Below are 20,805 nucleotides of genomic sequence, written 5' to 3'. Positions count from 1 at the left end.
ATTTGGCTTAATGATGAGCTTTTGTAAGATAAATAGAGTAGCAAAAAAGAGCAAAAATAGGTAGCAAAATTCCAATCTCTGGCAAAATAGTAGCACTTTGTGAAAATTTAATAAGCACAAATAATACTCCCCATAAAACCAGTGTTACCAAGACAAGGATAAAACTCACAAAAGCTAGATTAAAAAACCTGCCAGTAACGGGCAAGTAGTAATATAAAACAAGCACTAGCAATGGTGCAAAAAATGGATATATCGTAAGCGAGTAAAACATCGATCTTGCCGAGTTTAGCTCAATACCTTCGTCCTTAAAGGTAAAAATAAAATCAAGCACATCAACTACGCTTAGACTACTTTTATCAGCGACATTTGCACTCTGTATGCTTTTTGGCTTAAATCCACTTAGGGCAACCTCGTTTTTACCACTTTCTAGCGTAAGCCCGGCCTTTCCAAGCTCAAGTTTATCTGGCAAATAAGTCGTATTTGTCTCATTTGCATACCATTGATTGTCTTTAAATTTAGCCATATCAATCGAGGCTACGCTCTTAAGAGTTGTCTCGTTTATATCAAAAATATCAACGCTTAAAATTTTATTTTCAAGCGGATTTAACTCCTTAATATACACGAATTTGCCGTCAAATTTTACAAGCGTATCGTTTGTGATTTTGTTAAAATCTCTATCTTTAATAAGGCTTTTTTGATAATCATAAGCGTAGGCAAATGGCGTAAAATTTAGCCCAACGTAAAAAATTGTTATAAGTAATGCGATAAAAAATGGTGGGCGGATAAGGGCGTTTTTGCTAACTCCAAGTGCGTAAAAACTCACAAGTTCGTTTGAGCGAACCATATTTATCTTTGCGACGATGAGTGCAAACACCAAAGATATCGGCAAAACATAAGAAACAGCACTAACACAAGTAAATAAAAAATATAAAATTTGCGTATTTGCCGAGCTTGGTATATCTTTTAAATTTGATAAAAGATCAATACCTACATAAAATAACAAGAGCGAGAGAAAAACTACCAAAAAGGACTTAAAATAGACCCAGCCAACATATCTAGCATATAGGTTCATTTTATGCCCTTGCGTGAGTATTTCTGATTTATCGTGACTATATCGCTTTTTAAAAGCTCTAAGAGGGCTGTTTTTGTGTAGTTTAAAATTTCATTTAATGGCTCTTTTTCATCATCGCCAAACTCGCCAAGCACGAAATTTTTAGCCTCACCACTTCGCCCTATACCAATCCTAACACGCTCATAATCAGCACCGATTAGATTATCAATCGACTTTATGCCGTTGTGTCCGCCACTACTACCACCTTTTTTAAATTTAATCGCACCAAAACCTAAATCCAAATCATCGTGAATAACGATAATCCGACTTGGTTTATAAAAGTCATTTACTGCTTTTACGCTGTTGCCTGAAAGATTCATATAGGTTTGTGGTTTTAAAAGCAAAAGGTCTTTAAATTTGTATAGTTCGCCCTGAAATTTTGTGCTAGAAACGTCTGTAAAATCTGCGTCTTTTAGCCTATCAATTAGCATAAATCCGACATTATGCCTAGTATTTTCGTATTGTTTTGTGGGGTTTCCAAGCCCCACGATAAGCGTCATCAACTAGCCTTATCTAGCTTTGATAACTCCAAGAACAGCCACTCTGTCAGCCTCAACCATCGTAACACCAGTTGGGACTTTAATATCACGAACTAAAATCGTATCATCAATGTCAAGTTTGCTTACATCAACATCAAATGAATTTGGCAAATTTTCAGCTGTGCATTTTACTGCTATTCTGCGTTTTGACTGGATTAAAACGCCCTTGTTTTTAAGACCAATTGGTGTCCCAAAAGGCTTAACTGGGATCATATATTTTGATACAACGCCCGGTAACGCCACCTTTAAATCCACGTGTTTTAGGTCGTTTGTTACAACATCTCTTTGATAATCAACGATAACAACGTTATAAACCTTACCGCCAACCTTTACATCAAACGCAAGGGTCTCTTTTTTTCTAGCCTCTTTGATAAACTCATTTACCTTAAAAGCGGCTGATATATTCTCTAATCCCTTACCATAAATGTTTGCGATTAGATAACCATCTCTTCTTAAAGCCTTACTAGACTTTTTACCGATACTCTCTCTAACGATTCCTTCTAACATCGTCATCCTTTCAATAAAATAAGTCGCTGATTGTAGCTAAAATTTTATAAATTTAGAATTAATTTAACTATTTTAGTGAGCTTAGAATTTCATCAAATGCGACCACAAATGCCTTTAAACCATCATTTAAAAGCTCTTTATAAGCTAAATTTATATCAATATCTGCATTTTTTAATACACCAAAAAAGCTCTCCACACTCTCTTTTGAGCTTGGATTTTTAATGCTTACATCGTGTTTTATAAATTCTTTAATAGTATCAAACGGTGCGGTGTTAATCGTATTTTCAAACATTAGCTCACGCACGTAATAATCGCCCCTTAATTCGCCACCTTTTACGCCAGTACTTGCAAAAAGTGCCCTAACATTTGGCAAATTTGCTTCGTTAATAATATGGTAAATTTTAGTTGCATTCATTATACCTATTTGTGATTTTGGTAGATTTTTTTGACTCATAGTAGTATCAAGAAGTCTATCAAAACGGCTTACAAATATGCTTATAACGCCTTTTGGAAGCTCTGTGTTTGGATAGCGTTTTTTGTAAATTTCACTGCCTTGTTTAAAAGCGTCTAGGCAATTTTTGGCTTGATCTGGGCTAAAAATTAGCGTTGCATTTACACTTATGCCTTGTGCCATTAGAGCACTCATAGCTTCAAAACCATCTTTTGTGGCTGGAATTTTTATCATCACATTTGGCATTTTTATAAGATTATAAAGCCTTTCACCCTCTTTTATTGTGCCTTCTGTATTATCAGATAAATTTGGATCAACCTCTATACTAACAAAGCCGTCATCGCCATTTGCATAGTTTTTAAGTAATTTACAAGCTTCAATTTTTATATCTTGGGTCGCAAGTAGCTCATAAAGCTCTTTTGGGTGGCGTTTTTGACTACTTAAAAGTGCATTGGTGTATGACGATGAGCTACTAAAAGCTGTTTTAAATATCGCAGGATTGCTAGTGGCACCATTTATAGTGTTGTCTTTTATGAGATCTGAAAATTCCCTATCTAAAAAATCTCTTTCAATAAAATCACACCAAAGTGAAAAGTTCGTATTTTTATACATTTTTAGCCTACTATTTTTAAAATTTCACGCATATCACGTACATCTACGCAGTGGGTTGCGTGTTTTTTTAGAATATCTTTTGCACAAAATGCCACGCTTATTTTAGCGTGAGCAAACATAGAGATATCATTAGCACCATCTCCGACACACATCGTCTCTTCTGGTGTTACTCCGAGCAAATTTTGCACCCTTTGTATCATCTGACCTTTGGAATTTGAAAAAGTAAGTCCGCCATTAACAAGTCCTGTTAATACGCCGTTTTTTTCGTGCAAAGTGTTTGCAAAGCTCTCATCGTAGCCTATTTTATCTTTAAACATATCTGTTGCTATTTGAAAACCGCCACTAAAAACTACAACTTTAATGCCAAGCTGTTTTAGCCCACTTACAAGCTCAGCCGCTCCGTTTGTCGGCTTTAAATTCTCACAAACCCTAACAACATCCTCAAGCTTCATACCGGCTAGTTTCTGAACTCTTGTTTGCAAACTCTCGTAAAAATCAAACTCACCAGCCATAGCCTTAATGGTTATTTCTCTTACCTCATCTATAACGCCATAAGAGATAGCGAGTTCATCTATCGTCTCGCTATCAATCAATGTCGCGTCAAAATCAAACACGCAAAGTCTTATCAAATTTTACCTTTAGAAGTCGCGCTTTAACAGGCTTTCAACTTTTAATATAGTAAGGATATTTTGATCTCGTTTACCGATACCATAAATCATACCCTTATCTTTTACTAAAGTCTCTGGTGGCGGATCAATCCTGTTTCTGTTTATACGAATGGCTTCTGTTAGCCTATCAATGACAAATCCAGCGATATTTTCATTATCCTTCATAACAATATATCTTGTACTAGCACTCTGCTTACTTGTGGTTAGTGAAAAACGCTTTCTTAAATCAATAAGCGGGATAACGTTACCACGAAGATTAAACACGCCTAAAACATACTCAGGTACACTTGGTACCCTAGTATACTCTATCGGCTTTATTATCTCTTGAATATTTAAAATAGGTATCGCATACTCCTCTTCTCCTACCACAAAGCCAACAAGCTGGATTATATCCTCGCTATTAACGGCATTTGGCTCCTCTATCTGCGTTTTTTGTTTTTGTAAGACTTCGTTTAATTTATTACCTGCCATATCTTACTCCCTATGGTAACTTAATATTTTTTCTAACAACGTTTTCAAGGTACTCTGATGAGTATGGCTTGGTTATATACTCAGTCATTCCAACCTCTACGCCACGTAATCTATCGGTTTTTGACGTTCTTGACGTAACGGCAATGAGTGGTAAATTTCTGTATTTTGAGTATTTACGAATTTCACCAGCAAGTGTGTAGCCGTCCATTCTAGGCATCTCAATGTCAATTAAAATAGCGTCAAACGCGTGTTCACCTGATTTTATAACATTTAATGCTTCAACACCGTTTGTAGCTTCTATAACAGTTACGCCAGTTGGCTCAAGCGATTTTTGCATTATCGTTCTATCCATTTTTGAGTCATCAACGATTAGAACCTTATAGTCACTTGGTTTTTCTTTTACGTTTTTAGCTTCAGCGTCCATTTCGGCTCTGATATTTACCTTAATATCCTTTGCCATCTCCATCATCGCGCCAACATCAATAATTAGCGTAACACGTCCGTCGCCACGAATTGTCGCTCCAGCAATGCCTGGTATATTTTGTAAATAATCGCCCATTGACTTAATAACAATCTCTTCTTGACCCACAAGTGTATCAACGATAATACCAAGTTTTGCTTCAGCAACACCGATGATAACGACGTAAGTGTGATCGCCTCCGTCAAATACTTTATTTACACCAAACACGTCTGAAAGGCGGACAAGTGAAAGCACCTCATCTCTTAAGCGAAGCACGTTTTTGCCGTCAATCGTATAAATATCATCAATCGGCACACGAACAGTTTCAAGAACACTCGCAAGTGGTATAGCATAAAATTCCTCTTGAGTGCCAACGAGTAACGACTGAATAATAGCAAGAGTAAGTGGAATTTTAAGCTTCATAACCGTGCCTTTGCCAACTTCACTCTCGATATCAATAATACCATTTAGCTTTTCAATATTTGTCTTAACAACGTCCATACCAACGCCACGACCACTTACGTTTGTAACCTTCGCAGCCGTTGAGAAGCCAGGCTTAAATATAAGTCCAAACGCCTCTTTATCGCTCATAGCGTCAGCTTCACGTTCAGTAATTATGCCCTTTTCTATCGACTTAGACTTAAGCATATCAGCATCAAGTCCCTTACCATCATCGACAATCTCAATAACGATGTGGTTGCCCTCGTTGTAAGCCTTAAGCTCGACTGTTCCCTTTTCAGGTTTTCCAGCCGCTCTTCTTACCTCTGGGCTTTCTATGCCGTGGTCACAAGAGTTACGTATAATGTGAACTAGTGGATCGCCGATCTCTTCTACGATTGATTTATCAAGCTCTGTTTCTTCACCTGAAATTTCAAGGTCAATCTGCTTTCCTAAATCACGGCTTAAATCCCTAATCATACGTGGGAATTTGTTAAACACCTTTGCAATTGGAAGCATTCTAGTTTTCATAACAGCAAGTTGAATATCTGTTGTAACTAGGCTTAGGCTTGAAACAACTTGATTTAGCTCCTCAAGGAATTTCTCACCCTCATATCGCTCTTCAACGTCATCATAAATTTTTAAAAGCCTGTTTTTACCAAGTACTAGCTCTCCAATTAGGTTCATTAGGTGGTCAAGTCGCTTAACCTCAACCCTAATCGTTTGCTCCTGAGCGACCGCACCTCCGCTTTGAGCAGGTACCTTTTTCTCGCCGTCATCTTTTGGAGCTGGCTTTGGTACTGGGGCTGCTGCTGGTTTAGGAGCAGGAGTAGAAGCTGAAGCACCCTTGCTAGCACGTCTTGCTTGATCTTCTGCTTTTCTAACCTTTAAAAGCCTTTCAATCTCAGCCTCAACCTCATCATCGCTTAAATTTGATAGATCTTCATCGCTCATTTCAGGCTCTGGCTCAGCTGGAGCGGCTGGTTCTGGTGTTGCCTCTGGTGCTGGAGCTGCTGCTATATGCTCAGCGTCGCCCTCAGAGATAGCTGTAAGTCTACGGCAAATATCTGAAATTTCAATACCAGCGTCACTATCATTACCATGATCTCTAATGCTGTGTAAAAGCCCTTTCATCATATCAACCGACTCAAGCACTACGTCCATAACGTCAGGAGTGATCTTTAGCTCATCTTTTCTAGCTTTATTAAGCACGTCCTCCATATGGTGAGTAAGCTTTGTCAAAACGTCAAAATTTAAGAAGCTTGAACTACCTTTAACGGTGTGTGCAACACGGAAAATTCTATTTAAAAGCTCCAAATCTTCAGGGTTTGCCTCAAGCTCAACTAAGTCGTGGTCTATCTGCTCAATAAGTTCGAAAGCTTCTACTAAGAAGTCTTCCATTATCTCTTTCATATCATCCATTTTTCACCTCATTTTGCAGATTTTGAGTGTGCTTCAATCACTTTTAGCACCTCTTGATAAAATACATTTGCATCAAATTTAGTAAGATAAGCGTCGCCACCAGCCTCTTTGCTTTGAAGTTCACTATACTCATTACTAAGAGATGAGTTAAATATAATAGGAATTCCAGCAAATCTCTCATCATCTTTAACGTTTGCAGCAAAGTGATAGCCGTCCATTTGCGGCATCTCAATATCGCTTAGAATCACGCGAACCTCTTGCTTGATCCTATCGCCAAATCTCTCATAAAGCTCGTTCATACGCTCAAGTCCCTCAACGCCGTTTTTGGCTTCGACTATACTAAGTCCCATTTTTTCTAGCGTATCTTTTACGAGCTTTCTAGCAGTCGTGCTATCATCAAGGACAAGCGCCCAGCCTTTTAGCTTTTTACCCTCATCTATCTCAACATCAAGCTTTGGAGAGTAAATTCCAAGCTCTTCAACAATGCTTTCAAGATCTAAAATCAGCAAAACTTCGTCGTTTTCAATGCGAGTTACGCCTGTGATTTTACCCTTATCAAGTGTGCCTGTGCCGCTTGCTGCAAAATTTGCAGGTTCGATATCTTTCCAGTTAATACGACGTATTCTTTTTGCCTCGTGAACAATAAAACCGATTAGAATCCCGCTAAACTCAGCGATAATAACACGCGGTTTTATGACAACCTCGCCGTCTGGTTCGATGATATTCATCCATCTAGCTAAATTTATAACAGGTATAACCACGCCACGCAAGTCAAAAATACCTTCAATGTATTCTGGAACGCCGGGTAGTTCGGTCAGATTTGGCATCTTAATGATCTCACGCACCTTTGCGACATTTACGCCGTATATACCCTCATATACCTTACTATCGCTCTTTTTAAAGATACGAAAATCAACAAGTTCCATCTCGTTTGAGCCCGTTTTTAATACGTTGTCTCCAAACATCAATGTCCTTTCAAGCTCTTTTGAGCAAATTTGATTTTGTTATGGGCGTATTCTACAACAAAATAACTTTGCTCACACGCAAAAGTTGGTAAATTTATATAAAATTTTTCGTCAATATCAAAAATTTCGCCCTGATGATAATGCCCTTCAATGACAAAATTAGCGTCATAATGACGCATTTTTGGGCTTATAAAGCCTTTGAAATTTTTAATTTTATAGTCTAATTTTTTCTTTGTTAGTGCCTTTAAGATTGACTTTGAAATTTTAAAATTAAGCAAAACATCAAGAAAATTCATAAATTTTAAAAACCATTTTAAACGCAAAAACAAAAGTGCGTATTTGCTAACAAATGGCAAATAGTTATCGCCGTGTGCGATCTGGACGGATTTTTTTTCGTTATTTTCTGTGATAAAAAAACTAACTGGCTGTTTTGAAATTTCATAAATTTTTACATTTTTAAAAAGCTTTTTTAGCCTAAAATCGTGGTTGCCCTCAATGTAAAAAACCTCTATTTTAAGTGCAATTTGTTCTATTAAATCTATATATTTTGCGTAAAATTTTGCCGTGTAGTCGCCATAACCTGTTAAAAAATCAAAAATATCGCCCATTAAAAAAAGCTGAGTAGTAGCGATTTTACCGCTATTTATAAGCTCTAAGAAGCTTAGAAATTCCGTGCGGTTTTCATTTACGTGAGCGTCAGCGACAAAAACCGCACCATCTTTAATCTCTAACAAAACTGACTTACCACGCTAAGCCCTAAACTCTCGTCAAATCCGCACATTAAATTTGCGTTTACAACGGCTTGTGAGCTAGCACCCTTTAAGAGATTATCAATGGCTGAGTTTATGAAAATTTTATCGTCCTTAACCATCGCAAAAATATCGCAAAAGTGCGTTCCTGCCACGTTTTTAACGCTAACTGGCTCAGTGCGAATGCGAATAAATTTCTCATCTTTATAAAACTCATTTAGCACTTCAAGTGGATTAATCCTAGCCGTTAGCTTTGCATAAGCAGATACTAGCATACCACGAGTAAGCGCGACTAAGTGTGGCACAAAAAGCACATTTACGCTCTTACTTGCCGCTGTGCTTAGGTGCTGGGCTATCTCATCGGCGTGGCGGTGGATTATTGGATTGTAGGCGTTTAAATTTTCATTTACGCTTACAAAATGTGTAGTAGCACTTGGCTTTTTACCAGCACCGCTTACACCGCTTTTTGCGTCTATTATCACGCCAAAATCTGTATCAATGTATGGCAAAAACGGCAAAACGGCTAAAATCGAAGCAGTCGGGTAGCAACCCGGATTTGCTAAAATTTTAGCGTTTTTTATTGCCTGTCTATTTAGCTCTGTTAGTCCATAAACTGCGTTTTTTAGGTTTTCTTTATCTAAATGTTCGCCGTAATTTTTCTCGTAATTTTGCAAATTTAGCCTATAATCAGCCGATAAATCAACCACTTTTACGCCGTTACTAAGCAAAATTTTAGCATATCCCATAGCCTCTTTGTGTGGCAGGGCTAAAAAGACCAAATCGCAAAGTTTTGAGGCGTCATCGGCATTTGCAACGCTTACTTCAAAATCAAAAACACCTTTAAGTGAGCCAAAAATTTCATCTATCCTACCCTGTGTGCTCGCACCTAGATATGAGATCTTAAATTTTGGGTGATTTAAGATTAGCCTAATTAGCTCAAAGCCCGTATATCCGCTAACTCCGATGATACCAACTCTCATCTTAATCCCTAAAATTTATCTCTTTATAGCAAACGCTTACAATTTCAACATCACTAACGCCGTTTGGCAGACTTAAACGCACCTCATCGCCCTCGCTTTTGCCGATAAGTTGCCTTGCAAGTGGCGAATTTATAGAGATTAGTCCACGCTCTAAATCGCTCTCACTAATGCCAACAATTGTGTAAGTGTGCTCTATCTCAGTTTCAACGTCCATTATCGTTACATTTGAGCCAAAGCGAACCTTGTCGTGCTCGTATTTACTAGGGTCAATCACCTCTGCACGTGTTAAAAGCCCTGATAATTCGGCAATTCTAGCGTCAATAAAAGCCTGTTTTTCTTTTGCGGCGTGATACTCGGCATTCTCTTTTAAATCGCCGTAACTTCGTGCTATATCAATCTCTTTAACTATCGCTGGACGCTGATTTTGCTTTAAATCTTTAAGCTCAGCTTCAATTTTTTCATACCCATAAATCGTCATTGGTTCGCTCATTTTATCTCTCCATTTAAAATTTTTGCTACGTTTTGGCTACTGCCCTGTTTTAAATACTCTCTTAGCTCATTTGCACCCTTTAAAAATCGCTCTTTGTCACAATTTTTATAGGCATTTAGCAAATTTTGCCTAGTTACTTGCTCTTGAATAAGCTCGTCGTGAAGGGCGTTTTTACCCATAAAATCAAAGATAATGTTTGCAAGTCCAGCAAATTTTACCTTTACAAGCTTACGTGCAAGCCAAACATCAATGGCTTTTGCCTTATAACAAAGCACAAAAGGTGTGCCAATAAGGGCTGCTTCAAGCGTGGCAGTGCCTGAGCAAATAAAGGCAAAATCGCTATCAAACAACGCTTTTGGCGTATCATTTACAATCTCAAAATCGCTTACATCGCCGTAAAGTGCGTTAATCTCGCTCATTAAAAATTTTGGCACAACAAGCAATTTTTTTGCCTGTATCTCTTTTGAAATTTCTTTATAAACTGGCATTAGTCTTGTTATCTCGCTTTTTCTTGAACCCGGCAAAAACGCCACCACGCCGTTATTACTAACGCTTTGCTTTTTGTAATTTAGTTCATCAAGCAAGGGGTGTCCTACGTATGTTGAGCGGTTATAAAATTTAGCGTCAAACGGCAAAATTGAAGCTAAATGATCGCAAAATCTCTCTACCTTTGCCACTCTTTTTGGCTTCCACGCCCAAACTTGTGGCAAAATGTAGTAGGTTATGGGCGTTTTTACCCCTGCTTGTTTTATCGCACGTGCAAGGGGCAAGTTAAAGGCTGGGCTGTCTATTAAAAGCACGGCGTCGGCACTCTTTGCTAAATTTACCATATCTTTTATCGCCCTTTTTGCCTTAAAAATAAGTGGCAAAACCTCAACAAAACCCATAGCCGAAAATTCCGAGCTTTTCATAAAAGGCGTGCCAAAACGCTCATCAAAAATGCCAGTAATTTGTGCGTCGCTTAAATGTTTTAAGACCTGCTCTAAATGCAAATTTGCCGATGGTTCAAGAGATGAGATTAAAAGCTTCATTACTATCCATTAATTTTTGGCTGATTATAGCAAATTTTATTTACAAAAAACAGCAATGCCCCGCCAAAGGCACAAAGCACAAAAAATAGCATAAAAAACTCATAAAGGCTTGTGATTTGTATATTAAAAATTTCAGGATATGCTGTTGGTATAGAATTTGCCCTTAAAATTTCAAGCTCATTTGCATTTGTTTTGCCATTTAAAACGGCGTTTAAATCAATGCCAAGAGCGTGTGCTTTATTAAATTTATCAGCAGTTGGTGGCATAAGAGCAGCTAGTGTGCCAGAAAGTGCGTAACCAGCGGCATTTGCAAGATAAAAAAGCCCGAACATAAGCCCCAAAATTCGCTTTGGCGAAAATTTTGCGACAAGTGCAAAACCGATTGGCGAGATTAGCATTTCAGCACAAGTTTGCAAAAAATAAAGCAAAATAAACCACTTTATATCAAGCAAATTTTGTCCTAAATTTTTAACGTTAAAGGCAATAATTAGGTAGCTAAAACCTAGCAAAACAAGTCCAAAAGCCTGTTTATCAAGTCCGCTAAAATTTGGTGTTTTTATGTAAATTGCAGAGAATACAAACGAAAGCATTAGCACAAAAAGTGGATTAAACATCGCTATCATCGCTGGTGGGATATTAAAACCAAATAAATTTCTATCCATTTGATTATTTGCAATAAACACGAGCGATGAGCCTGCTTGTTCAAAAGTAGCCCAAAAAAATACGATAAAAATCGCACTAATAAAAATGAGCCAAACACCCTGTTTTTCGCTTTTACTTAGGCTTTTATCAAGCAAAATATAAACTGCTAAACTAATACCAAGCGAGTAAATGGCTGGATAAACGTAGCTTTTTATAAAATTATCGCCACTAAATGCCGATAATATGGCAAAAATTACAGTAAAAATTGCCGTGCAAATGATGAAATTTCTAACGTTAAAATTTATATAAATTTCATCTTTTTTATAGCCCTCATCTTTGCTAAACAAAGTAAAAATAATAAGCCCTAAAAGCTGAGCTAAAAATGCCGATAAAAAGCCCCATTTAAAGGCACTTATATCACGCCCACCCTCATTTACAACATCACCAAAAAACGGCACGATAAATGAGCCAAGCAAAACGCCAAGGTTTAAGAAAAAATAATACGAACTAAATACCGCATCAACGTTTAAATTTTGCGATTTTATACCCAAAAGTGCAGTGATACTTGGCTTAAAAAAGCCGTTACCTAACATTACAAAAATCACGGCTAGAAGCGATAAAAAGGCACTTTTAACGCCACAAGCTGATATAAAAAACAAAAGCTGCGAAGCACAAAGCAAGGCACAGCCTAAAATCACACTTTTGTGATAGCCTAAAATTTTATCAGCAATAAATCCACCAAAAATGGGCGTAAGATAGCTAAACGCCAAAAACGCACCATAATAAATCGCAGCCTGCGTCTCACTAATGCCCAAAAAATGCACCATAAAAAGTGCAAAGATTGAACGCATACCATAAAAACAAAACTTCTCCCACATCTCGGTAGCAAACAGCAGGGCAACACGCTTCATTTTAGCACCTCGTCTATGCTTTTTTTGCAAATTTCTACCGCTTTTTCACACTCATCTGGCGTAATATTTAGCGGTGGGTTAAAATACAAAACATCGCCAAGTGGGCGAAGCAAAAGCCCATTTTTTAAGGCGACTTTGTAAATTTCATAGCCCAACCTAAGTTTAGCGTCAAAACTCTGCTTTTTACCCTTATCTTTAACTAGTTCAATGGCATTTATAAGCCCAATACTTCGCACTTCGCCTACAAATTTATGCTTATTAAACGCCTTTAATATTAGCTCATTTAAAACCTTTGCCGTCTCGTTTGCGATTTTTAGTGCGTTTTGCTCTTTAAAAATTTTCATCACACCAAGTGCGGCAGCACAACCTAGCGGATTACCAGCGTAAGTGTGCGAGTGCATAAATGCCTTGTGTTCGTTATAAGGTGCGTAAAATGCGTCATAAATTTTTGGCTTTGTTGCCACAACTGACATTGGCATATAGCCACCAGTTAGCCCTTTTGAAAGCACCATAATATCGGGACTAATGTTAGCTTTTTCACAAGCAAACATAGCCCCAGTTCTACCAAAGCCAGTAGCTATCTCATCGGCGATTAAAATCACGCCGTAAAAATCGCAAATTTCGCGTAGTTTTTTAAGGTAAAGTGGCGGATAAATTCTCATACCAGCCGCACCTTGCAAAAGTGGCTCAACGATAATGGCTGCCGTGTATTTGGCGTGTTTTTCAAACTCACTCTCGGCGTAAATAAAGCACTCGGCGTTGCAATTATCCCTACACTTGCCAAACTCACAGCGGTAGCAATCTGGTGCTTTTATGCGAATCGTTTCAATTAAAATTGGTTTATAAATTTTCGCGTATAAATCCATAGCACCGACGGATAGTGCACCCAAAGTTTCGCCGTGATAACCTTCGCTTAGGCACATAAATTTTGTTTTAGAAGCGTTATTTGTTTGAGCGTGAAATTGAAATGCCATCTTTAAAGCACTCTCAACTGCCGAACTGCCGTTATCTGAAAAGTTAAACTTAGTTAGTCCATTTGGTAAAATTTGGGCTAAATTAGTAGCTAATTTTATAACGCCTTCGTGCGTGAAATTTGCAAAAATGACGTGTTCTAGCTGATTTAATTGCTCTTTTATACTCTCGTTTATCGTTTCATTTAGATGACCAAAAAGATTGCACCACCACGAGCTAATAATGTCAATGTAGGACTCGCCATTTTCACCATAAAGATAGACGCCTTTTGCTCTTTTTATAACGATTGGCTTAAAACTCTCGTAATCGTGCATTTGCGAACAAGGGTGCCAAATGTGTTTTAAATCAAGCTCTACTAAATCCATAAAATCCCCCCTAAAAAGCTGTTATTTTAGTATAATTTAGCCAAAAAGGGGAAATTTTGAAAATTTTTATAACAGCAACAGGCACGGATATGGGTAAAACTTATGTGAGTGCCTTAATCGTTAAAAGCTTAGCACAAAAGGGCGTAAATGTTGGGTATTTTAAACCACTTGCAAGTGGGAATTCTCACACTCAAAATGGTAAATTAATCGCTGATGACGCAAAATTTGTAAGAGATTTTGCAGGGCTTAAAACTGATATATTTGCTATGTTTGGCTACGCTTTTAAAGATGCCTACTCGCCACATTTAGCAGCACAAATAGAAAATTTCACGCCAAATAAAGATGAGATAGCAAAAAAGATAAACGAGCTTGAAAAAAGATATGAAATTTTAATCATTGAGGGCAGTGGCGGGGTGGTCTGTCCGTTTGGCGAGTTTATGCAACTTGATCTCATAAAAGATTTAAACTGCGATGTTTTGCTAGTTTCAAACTCAAATCTTGGAGCGATAAACTCTGCCGTTTTAAGCACGAGCTACCTAAAAAATGAGAACATAAAAATAAAAGGGATAGTGTTAAATAATTTTGATGAAAAATCATTAATTCACAACGATAACGCCGTAATGATAGAGCGTTTATGTGACGTGAAAATTCTAGCAAAAGTAGCAAATGGCGATACAACGATAAAAAATATATGCTAAAATTGGCTAAAAATTCCAAGGCATATAATGGTAGAAATTTTAATAACAAACGATGACGGCTACGAAGCACAAGGGCTTTTAGAGCTTAAGAAAGCACTTTTAGAGCTAGAAAATACTCACGTTACAATAGTAGCACCAAGTACCGAAAAATCAGCTTGTGCACACTCTTTAACACTAACTAAACCACTTCGTTTTATCAAGGTTGATGATGATTTTTTCAAGCTTGATGACGCAACGCCGAGCGACTGCGTGTATCTCGCACTTCACGCACTTTATAACAAAAAGCCAGACATTATCATATCGGGCATAAATCACGGAGCAAATTTAGGAGAGGACATAACCTACTCTGGCACGTGCGGAGCGTGTATGGAGGGTGTTTTACAAGGTGTAAAAAGTATCGCATTTTCACAATTTTACAAAAACAACTCATTAAATGAGCTTGGTTTTGACCTAGCTCGCAAGATCGTAAAAATCGTCGTTAAAAAGGTAATTGATGATGAGTTTAGTCTGCCACAAAGGCAGTTTTTAAACGTAAATATTCCAAGTGTGTCAAAAAGCGATTTTAAGGGCTTTCGTGTTGTCCCAGCAGGAAATAGAAAATACGGCACCGACGCGGTTTTAAACCGCAATCCACGCGGAGTTGAGTACTTTTGGCTAGGCAATGCCCAGCTTGATTTTATATCACAAGATACAAAAAGCGACTTAAGCGAGATAAATAGCGGTTTTGCAACAATCACACCGATAAAACTAGACTTAACAGCATATGAGAGCTTAGAAATTCTAAAAAGGTCATTTAATGGATAAAATAGATAGATTTACGCGTTCGCGTTGGCTATTTGGCGATGATTTTGCAAAGCTTGAAAATGCGAAAATTTTAGTTTGCGGAGTTGGTGGAGTTGGCGGTATATGTGTTGACGCTTTGGCTCGTGCTGGTGTTGGTAAAATCGTCATCATAGATAAAGATATTTTTGACATCACAAACCAAAATCGCCAAATTTACAGCGAAGCGGTGGGTGCGGTTAAGGTTGGCGAGTTTGCTAAAAGATACGATAGTATCGAGGCGATTTGTGAGCTTATAACGCCGGAATTTATAGAAAATTTTGACTTTAGCGAGTTTGATTTAGTTATTGACGCGATTGATGATATGAGTGCAAAAGTAGCACTTGCAAACAAGGTTAGCAGCAAGCTAATCGCTTCAATGGGCGGTGCAAAACGTATAGATGCAACCGCGGTTAAGGTAGCTTCGGTTTGGAAAACCTACAACGATCCTTTGGCTAGAAAATTTAGAACCGAGCTTAAAAAATCTGGCTTTAAAGGGGATTTTGAAGTGGTATTTTCAACCGAAGAGCCAAGGTGTAAGGTGCTTGGCAGTTTTATGGGCGTAACTGCTATTTTTGGGCTAAATTTGGCAAGTCTTGCGGTTAGAAAAATTTTAAATGGTTAAATTTATAAATTTTAGGCATAATACACAAACGATTTCAAAGGAGAGAAAATGAGAAAGTTTCTATTAGCACTAGGTGTGGTCGCGATGATTAGCGGTTGTGCCACAACAAATAAGGCAGATATGAAAACGGTACACCAAATGCCAAATAAAATGCAAACCATAATATTTACCGATGTAAACAATCCAAACTATAAAGTTAGTGCGACATCAAGCGATATGTTTGATACTGCGATATTTATAGACGCAAATGGTAAAAAACACGAGCTTAAAAACGCTCCATCAGCAAGTGGCACAAGACTTATAAATGAGGCTGAGGGCATTGAGCTATTCTTTGGCAAAGGTGTAGCATTTTTTACACCAAAAAAAGATGCTAAAGAGTTACAATTAAAATATCAAGAGTAGATTAACTCTTTGGAATTTTTAAAATTTGGGCGGTATCTGATCTTAAGATATATATCTTATATCGCCCAGCATAGATCTCTTTTGTAGGCACACTCTCTTGATTTTGCAAATTTATATCCTTGCCATCTTTCATAAATAGCCACTGACCTACATTTAAGCCAATATCCTTGTGCCAAGAAAAAAGTATACAAACCACAAGCAAAACATAAAAAACTCTAAAAATTTTCCTAAATGGTGCATAAAAAATCGCATATCCCACAAACATATAAACCGGCAAAAGCCATAAAAATGGGACATTATCAACAAAAATGGCATTAAAATACTCATCAACACCATAAAATTTAAAATAGTTATTCCAAAGCCCAACAAAGAGCATAAAAACTAGAGCGAACGTCAGCAAAGCACCGACAAAAAGAGCGTTTAACAGCTTCATATAGCCACTTTTGGTCTACTTACAACCTGCTCGTAATCAACTTCGGTATTTTCGCTCATTACGTGTAAATTTTTACCACGTTTTATCCTTGCGTCGTCTTTAAATAACGCTCTAACCTTATCCATACCAGCATAAAAATCTCGCATAAGCACCAAGCAGATATACCTTCCAAAAAATGTAGGCTTAATGCAACCATTTTCTTCATATATGGCGTTTACTATTTTTAGTAAATTTAGCTCTACAAATAGCTCTTTATGGATATTTGCGTTGTTGTTTGAGTTGTATTTTGCCACATCTACACAGCCGTCAAAAAGCTCTGTTAAAAAGATATATTTTAATCGCTCTTTTTTGCTAAATCCGCACTTTGCTATAACCGTGCTTTTGCCCTCTTTTACCTTTCTGCCATACTCAAGAAGATTAAACGCGTTTATAATAAGTTCGCCATTTAAAAAGCTAAATGCCCCACTTCCGATACCGACATATTCGTGGTTTGAACCAACATACTCATCACGCATATCTGCCGAGCTTTGGTTTGAAAAAGCCCAAGCATTGCTCTGATAGTAGCCACCTTTTGCAAACTCACTAACTATAATCTCATAAAATTCACGCTCATTATCAACACTTGAAACACCAAGAGAACGAGCGATATTTTCGCGTGTAAGCTCTGACTTCATCAATGGATATAGAGTAATCTGCTCTGGAGATACTGCTTTTGCGACATTTATATCGTTTATGAGTTGCTCTCTTGTTTGATTTGGCAGGTTAAAAATAAGATCAAGGCTGATTACTGGAAGCATACCGATAGCCTTTTCTAGACGTTTTTGAACCTCTTTTGCACTTCCAAATTTCTCATATCTGCCAACTTTTTTCAAAATATCATCATCAAAGCTTTGCACGCCGACACTTAGGCGATCAATAAGCCCATTAAACCTAGTAAGACTCTCTAGCGAGATATGATTTGGGTCGCTCTCTGCCGAAATTTCAGTTATATTAAAAAGCTCTTTTGCCAAAATAAGCGTTTTTTCAAGCTCTGGCTCATTTATAAGCGTCGTGCCTCCGCCAACATACATCGAGCTAAAATCAAATCCAGCGTCTTTAATTTGCCTCATTTCTGTGCGTAAATTTTCAAAGTAAATTTTGGCCAACTCCTGCTCATAGTGGTATTTGTGAAACGAGCAATACGGGCAAAACGTATGACAAAACGGCACGTGAGCGTAAAGCATATAGCTCTTTTTAGGATCTGGTGTCTTTATGTAAGTTTGGTTATCGTTTAAAATTTTTATATTAAATTCATTATAGAGAGATTTTTGTATCGATTTATGTGCGTAATTTACCGCGAAACTCTCTATGATATTTTTAAAATTCATAATTAATTACCTTTGCTAAGTATTTATTAATGCAGTCCGCTAGAATATCAAAAATTTTATTAAATATTACTTTGAGCGTTATTTTAGGTTTTTAAAGCTAAGTGGCAACTCTAAATTTAACCCACGAATTAGCCTGATACACTCTTGTAAATCATCAATGCTTTTGCCAACCACTCTGACCTCATCGCCACGAATGCTAGGCGTTACTTTTAGCTTTGCGTCCTTTATGGCTTTTGTAATTTTTTTGGCATTTTCGCCATCAAGCGTATCATTTAGCTTTAAAATTGCCCTAACATTACCGCCACTTGCACTCTCTCGCTTACTTTCACTAAGTGCTACCGGTGGGATATTTCGCTTAATCATCTTTGAGATTACGATATCTTTTAAAGCGTCAATCTTAGCGTCAGAGCTACTTAAAAGGCTTATAAATTTCTCCTTTTCATTTAGCTCAATACTAGCCGTAACGCCCTTAAAATCATAACGCCCAGAAAGCTCTTTTTTAGCTGTTTCAAGAGCGTTTTTAACCTCCATCATATCAACACTAGCCGATACATCAAAACTATGTTCACTTGCCATTTATAAAATCCTTGATATTTTTTATCATTAAATCTACAAGCCTAATCCTAGCTTCAAAACTCGCCCAAGCTACGTGTGGCGTGATGATTAAATTTTGCTTGTTTTTTACGTTTAAAAGTGCATTATCAGCATTCATCGGCTCACACACAAGCACGTCAAGCACGGCTTTTAGTCCTCGCTCATCAATCGCAGCTGCTAATGCACTCTCATCAACAATCCCACCACGACCAAAATTTGAGATAATCGCACCTTTTTTCATAAGCCAAAGCTCTCGTTTGCCAATAAGCCCCTTTGTTTTCTCATTTAGCGGTGCGTGAATGCTTACAATATCGCAGGCTTGCAACATCTCATCAAGCTCTACTCTCTGATACGGCACATCTTGCGTGTTACCACTTGGCGAAAAATAACAAACATTTGCACCAAAAGCACTTGCGACCTTCGCCACGCCTTTGCCTATCTCGCCAAGTCCGATAATGCCAAAATTCTTGCCACTTAGCTCAAATATAGGTGCGTCTAAGTTTGTAAAAATTTCACTTCTCACCCACTCGCCGTTTTTGACGTAATCATCGTAATAACGGACGTTATTTAAAAGCGTCAAAATAGAGGCAAAAGTCTGCTGAACAACGCTTGGCGTTGAGTATCCAGCGACGTTTTTTACAGGTATACCACGCTCTTTTGCGTAAGCCATATCAATGTTATTTGTGCCGGTCGCACTCACGCAAATTAGCTTTAAATTTGTAGCGTCTATGACCTCTTTTGTGATTAAAACTTTATTTGTAATCACGATATCAGCACCACTTAAACGGCTAATCGTTTGGCTTGACTTTGTCATATCAAAGCTTACAAACTCGCCAAATTTCGCAAACTCACTTAAATCAACATTACCTAATGTCAAAGCGTCTAGACAAACTATTTTCATATTCTACTCTATATAATGCCCTACAAATTTTGAAGTGTTGTTTAAAATCTCGCCACCTTTTCGGTAACCTAATGCACACCCCTCAAATGCAAAAAATACACCGGCTTGATAACACTCGCCTTTTTCATCTTTATTAAACTCGTAAAATTCCTGATAAATCGCCCTATTTTGTTCGTATTCGCCGTCATTTTGGCTTAAAATTTTACCACTCTCATCAAGGATTGCTACGTTTGCCCCCTCACGCCCAAAAATAGGCTTTTTCACGCATTTTTTTCCAGCTAATGGCTCATCTTTTGTCTCTAAAAGCAATGGGTGATTTGGGTATAAATCCCACAAAATTTTAAGTATGCCCTTGCTTTGAAAAAGTAGCGTGTAGGCTGGATTTAGGATTATCGCCTTGTGATTTTGCACGATATTTTTTAGGATTAATGCAAGCTCACCCTCTTTAACAGCGATATCCTCCCAAGGTATTAGCTTAAACCAGTATTCGTAATTTTCATTATCCTTAAAAATGCCGTCCTCATCGCTAAAAACCACCTCATCAGCATAAGCAAAATCGCAACCAAATCCAGCCTCATTTGCCGCTACCATAAGCAGTTTTGTCGTCTTTTCATCTTCAATACTACCTGCAACCGAGCTAAATAAAATCCTCCAGCCCTCATAATATTTTGCAAAATCATCAGTGCTTTCATCAAGCGTAACAAGGCGTTTGAAATTTTCAACAAGTCCAGCGTAAAGGTCGTTAAACTGGCTGTTTTCATCCATTTTATTAAATTTTAGCATTGCCCACTGAATAATTGCTGTTTCAAAAACGGCAGTCGGTGTATCGGCGTTAAACTCAATAAGTTTTATCGGCTTACCATCAAGCCCACCCGCTAAATCAAAACGCCCATACAAATGCCAATGAACCTCGCTCTGCCAGCTATCTTTGATAAGCTCAACTAAATTAAACGGGATACCAACTTCGTGAAAAAGGTTGTTGTCTATGATGTGCTGTGCAGCTGCCACATACATATCATATAGCTCATTTACCGCCTCGTAATACGCCTCGCACTCATCGCTAGTGACAGCAACTATCTCATCAGCCACATAAGCCGTGCCATCAGCGTCCGTATGCCACTCAAAGCCGATTTGCTCCATAAATTCGTTTGTTAAAGGTTGTATTTTTTTAAATTTCATTTT

General features: G+C 37.7%; 23 protein-coding genes. 4 read left to right on the top strand and 19 right to left on the bottom strand.

The annotated features are described in order from the left end of the window. Positions 1 to 7 precede the first annotated feature (7 nt). The 14 genes from CMCT_RS00845 to bioA all read right to left on the bottom strand — a co-directional run bounded on the left by CMCT_RS00845 (position 8) and on the right by bioA (position 13,784). Complete coding sequence (locus tag CMCT_RS00845; protein ID WP_034968920.1) at positions 8 to 1,072, bottom strand: LptF/LptG family permease; 1,065 nt, start codon at positions 1,070 to 1,072, stop codon at positions 8 to 10. Next, positions 1,069 to 1,611 (bottom strand): aminoacyl-tRNA hydrolase, encoded by a 543-nt coding sequence (pth, locus tag CMCT_RS00840; RefSeq protein ID WP_034968917.1) that lies wholly within the window; start codon positions 1,609 to 1,611, stop codon positions 1,069 to 1,071. The genes CMCT_RS00845 and pth overlap by 4 nt, the downstream gene beginning before the upstream one ends. A gap of 9 nt (positions 1,612 to 1,620) precedes the next feature. Next, a complete protein-coding gene (locus CMCT_RS00835) occupies positions 1,621 to 2,157 on the bottom strand; it encodes a 50S ribosomal protein L25/general stress protein Ctc (protein ID WP_034968914.1) in 537 nt (178 codons plus the stop codon). A 67-nt stretch (positions 2,158 to 2,224) separates the two neighbouring features. Continuing rightward, the gene (locus tag CMCT_RS00830; RefSeq protein WP_034968912.1) at positions 2,225 to 3,220 is read right to left on the bottom strand and encodes a transaldolase; all 996 of its coding nucleotides are present in this window, start codon (positions 3,218 to 3,220) and stop codon (positions 2,225 to 2,227) included. Between the two features lie 2 nt (positions 3,221 to 3,222). Continuing rightward, complete coding sequence (gene serB, locus CMCT_RS00825) at positions 3,223 to 3,849, bottom strand: phosphoserine phosphatase SerB (protein ID WP_034968909.1); 627 nt, start codon at positions 3,847 to 3,849, stop codon at positions 3,223 to 3,225. Between the two features lie 9 nt (positions 3,850 to 3,858). Beyond that, complete coding sequence (locus CMCT_RS00820) at positions 3,859 to 4,359, bottom strand: chemotaxis protein CheW (RefSeq protein WP_034968906.1); 501 nt, start codon at positions 4,357 to 4,359, stop codon at positions 3,859 to 3,861. A 10-nt stretch (positions 4,360 to 4,369) separates the two neighbouring features. Next, entirely contained in the window at positions 4,370 to 6,679 is a 2,310-nt protein-coding gene (locus CMCT_RS00815; protein WP_034968903.1) for a hybrid sensor histidine kinase/response regulator, read from the bottom strand. A gap of 8 nt (positions 6,680 to 6,687) precedes the next feature. Beyond that, on the bottom strand, positions 6,688 to 7,644 hold the full coding sequence (locus tag CMCT_RS00810; protein ID WP_034968900.1) for a chemotaxis protein: 957 nt from the start codon (positions 7,642 to 7,644) through the stop codon (positions 6,688 to 6,690). After that, a complete protein-coding gene (locus CMCT_RS00805) occupies positions 7,644 to 8,378 on the bottom strand; it encodes a UDP-2,3-diacylglucosamine diphosphatase (protein WP_034968898.1) in 735 nt (244 codons plus the stop codon). Before CMCT_RS00805 ends, CMCT_RS00810 begins: the two co-directional genes overlap by 1 nt. Then, entirely contained in the window at positions 8,372 to 9,373 is a 1,002-nt protein-coding gene (gene argC, locus CMCT_RS00800; RefSeq protein WP_034968895.1) for an N-acetyl-gamma-glutamyl-phosphate reductase, read from the bottom strand. Before argC ends, CMCT_RS00805 begins: the two co-directional genes overlap by 7 nt. Before the next feature lies 1 nt (position 9,374). Beyond that, on the bottom strand, positions 9,375 to 9,863 hold the full coding sequence (gene greA / locus CMCT_RS00795; RefSeq protein WP_034968893.1) for a transcription elongation factor GreA: 489 nt from the start codon (positions 9,861 to 9,863) through the stop codon (positions 9,375 to 9,377). Then, positions 9,860 to 10,894, bottom strand: a complete 1,035-nt coding sequence (gene lpxB / locus CMCT_RS00790) for a lipid-A-disaccharide synthase (RefSeq protein ID WP_034968890.1) — start codon at positions 10,892 to 10,894, stop codon at positions 9,860 to 9,862. Before lpxB ends, greA begins: the two co-directional genes overlap by 4 nt. 2 nt (positions 10,895 to 10,896) lie before the next feature. Further along, positions 10,897 to 12,447, bottom strand: coding sequence for a peptide MFS transporter (locus CMCT_RS00785; RefSeq protein ID WP_051654878.1), 1,551 nt, complete (start codon positions 12,445 to 12,447; stop codon positions 10,897 to 10,899). Continuing rightward, positions 12,444 to 13,784: an adenosylmethionine--8-amino-7-oxononanoate transaminase gene (gene bioA, locus CMCT_RS00780; protein ID WP_176324967.1), complete on the bottom strand. Its 1,341-nt coding sequence runs from the start codon at positions 13,782 to 13,784 to the stop codon at positions 12,444 to 12,446. The genes CMCT_RS00785 and bioA overlap by 4 nt, the downstream gene beginning before the upstream one ends. 56 nt (positions 13,785 to 13,840) lie before the next feature. On the opposite strand from bioA, the gene bioD reads away from it, so the two are divergent. From bioD to CMCT_RS00760, 4 genes are read left to right on the top strand one after another with little or no spacing between them, the layout of a single operon-like run. Next, positions 13,841 to 14,482 carry a dethiobiotin synthase gene (gene bioD / locus CMCT_RS00775; protein WP_082198653.1) on the top strand — a complete coding sequence of 214 codons (642 nt, stop codon included), beginning with the start codon at positions 13,841 to 13,843 and terminating at the stop codon, positions 14,480 to 14,482. Positions 14,483 to 14,509: 27 nt separating this feature from the next. Beyond that, positions 14,510 to 15,286 carry a 5'/3'-nucleotidase SurE gene (gene surE / locus CMCT_RS00770; RefSeq protein ID WP_034968882.1) on the top strand — a complete coding sequence of 259 codons (777 nt, stop codon included), beginning with the start codon at positions 14,510 to 14,512 and terminating at the stop codon, positions 15,284 to 15,286. Then, on the top strand, positions 15,279 to 15,926 hold the full coding sequence (locus CMCT_RS00765) for a tRNA threonylcarbamoyladenosine dehydratase (protein WP_034968880.1): 648 nt from the start codon (positions 15,279 to 15,281) through the stop codon (positions 15,924 to 15,926). The genes surE and CMCT_RS00765 overlap by 8 nt, the downstream gene beginning before the upstream one ends. A 48-nt stretch (positions 15,927 to 15,974) precedes the next feature. Further along, positions 15,975 to 16,328 carry a putative periplasmic lipoprotein gene (locus CMCT_RS00760; RefSeq protein ID WP_051654877.1) on the top strand — a complete coding sequence of 118 codons (354 nt, stop codon included), beginning with the start codon at positions 15,975 to 15,977 and terminating at the stop codon, positions 16,326 to 16,328. Position 16,329: 1 nt separating this feature from the next. On the opposite strand, the gene CMCT_RS00755 is transcribed toward CMCT_RS00760, so the two are convergent. From CMCT_RS00755 to CMCT_RS00735, 5 genes are all read right to left on the bottom strand, one after another. Next, complete coding sequence (locus CMCT_RS00755; RefSeq protein WP_034968877.1) at positions 16,330 to 16,761, bottom strand: hypothetical protein; 432 nt, start codon at positions 16,759 to 16,761, stop codon at positions 16,330 to 16,332. Beyond that, positions 16,758 to 18,128 carry a coproporphyrinogen III oxidase family protein gene (locus CMCT_RS00750; protein WP_034968875.1) on the bottom strand — a complete coding sequence of 457 codons (1,371 nt, stop codon included), beginning with the start codon at positions 18,126 to 18,128 and terminating at the stop codon, positions 16,758 to 16,760. The genes CMCT_RS00755 and CMCT_RS00750 overlap by 4 nt, the downstream gene beginning before the upstream one ends. Before the next feature lie 78 nt (positions 18,129 to 18,206). After that, positions 18,207 to 18,704 carry a YajQ family cyclic di-GMP-binding protein gene (locus CMCT_RS00745; protein ID WP_034968872.1) on the bottom strand — a complete coding sequence of 166 codons (498 nt, stop codon included), beginning with the start codon at positions 18,702 to 18,704 and terminating at the stop codon, positions 18,207 to 18,209. Further along, the gene (locus tag CMCT_RS00740) at positions 18,694 to 19,623 is read right to left on the bottom strand and encodes a D-2-hydroxyacid dehydrogenase (RefSeq protein ID WP_034968869.1); all 930 of its coding nucleotides are present in this window, start codon (positions 19,621 to 19,623) and stop codon (positions 18,694 to 18,696) included. The genes CMCT_RS00745 and CMCT_RS00740 overlap by 11 nt, the downstream gene beginning before the upstream one ends. A 3-nt stretch (positions 19,624 to 19,626) precedes the next feature. Further along, positions 19,627 to 20,802, bottom strand: a complete 1,176-nt coding sequence (locus tag CMCT_RS00735) for a glutathionylspermidine synthase family protein (RefSeq protein ID WP_034968867.1) — start codon at positions 20,800 to 20,802, stop codon at positions 19,627 to 19,629. Positions 20,803 to 20,805 lie beyond the last annotated feature (3 nt).

Origin of the sequence: Campylobacter mucosalis, assembly GCF_013372205.1 — a bacterium.
In the GTDB taxonomy this organism is placed as follows: Bacteria; Campylobacterota; Campylobacteria; order Campylobacterales; family Campylobacteraceae; genus Campylobacter_A; species Campylobacter_A mucosalis.
The sequence above is the reverse complement of the archived record's forward strand: the minus strand, read 5'-3'. Positions and strand labels throughout refer to the sequence as shown.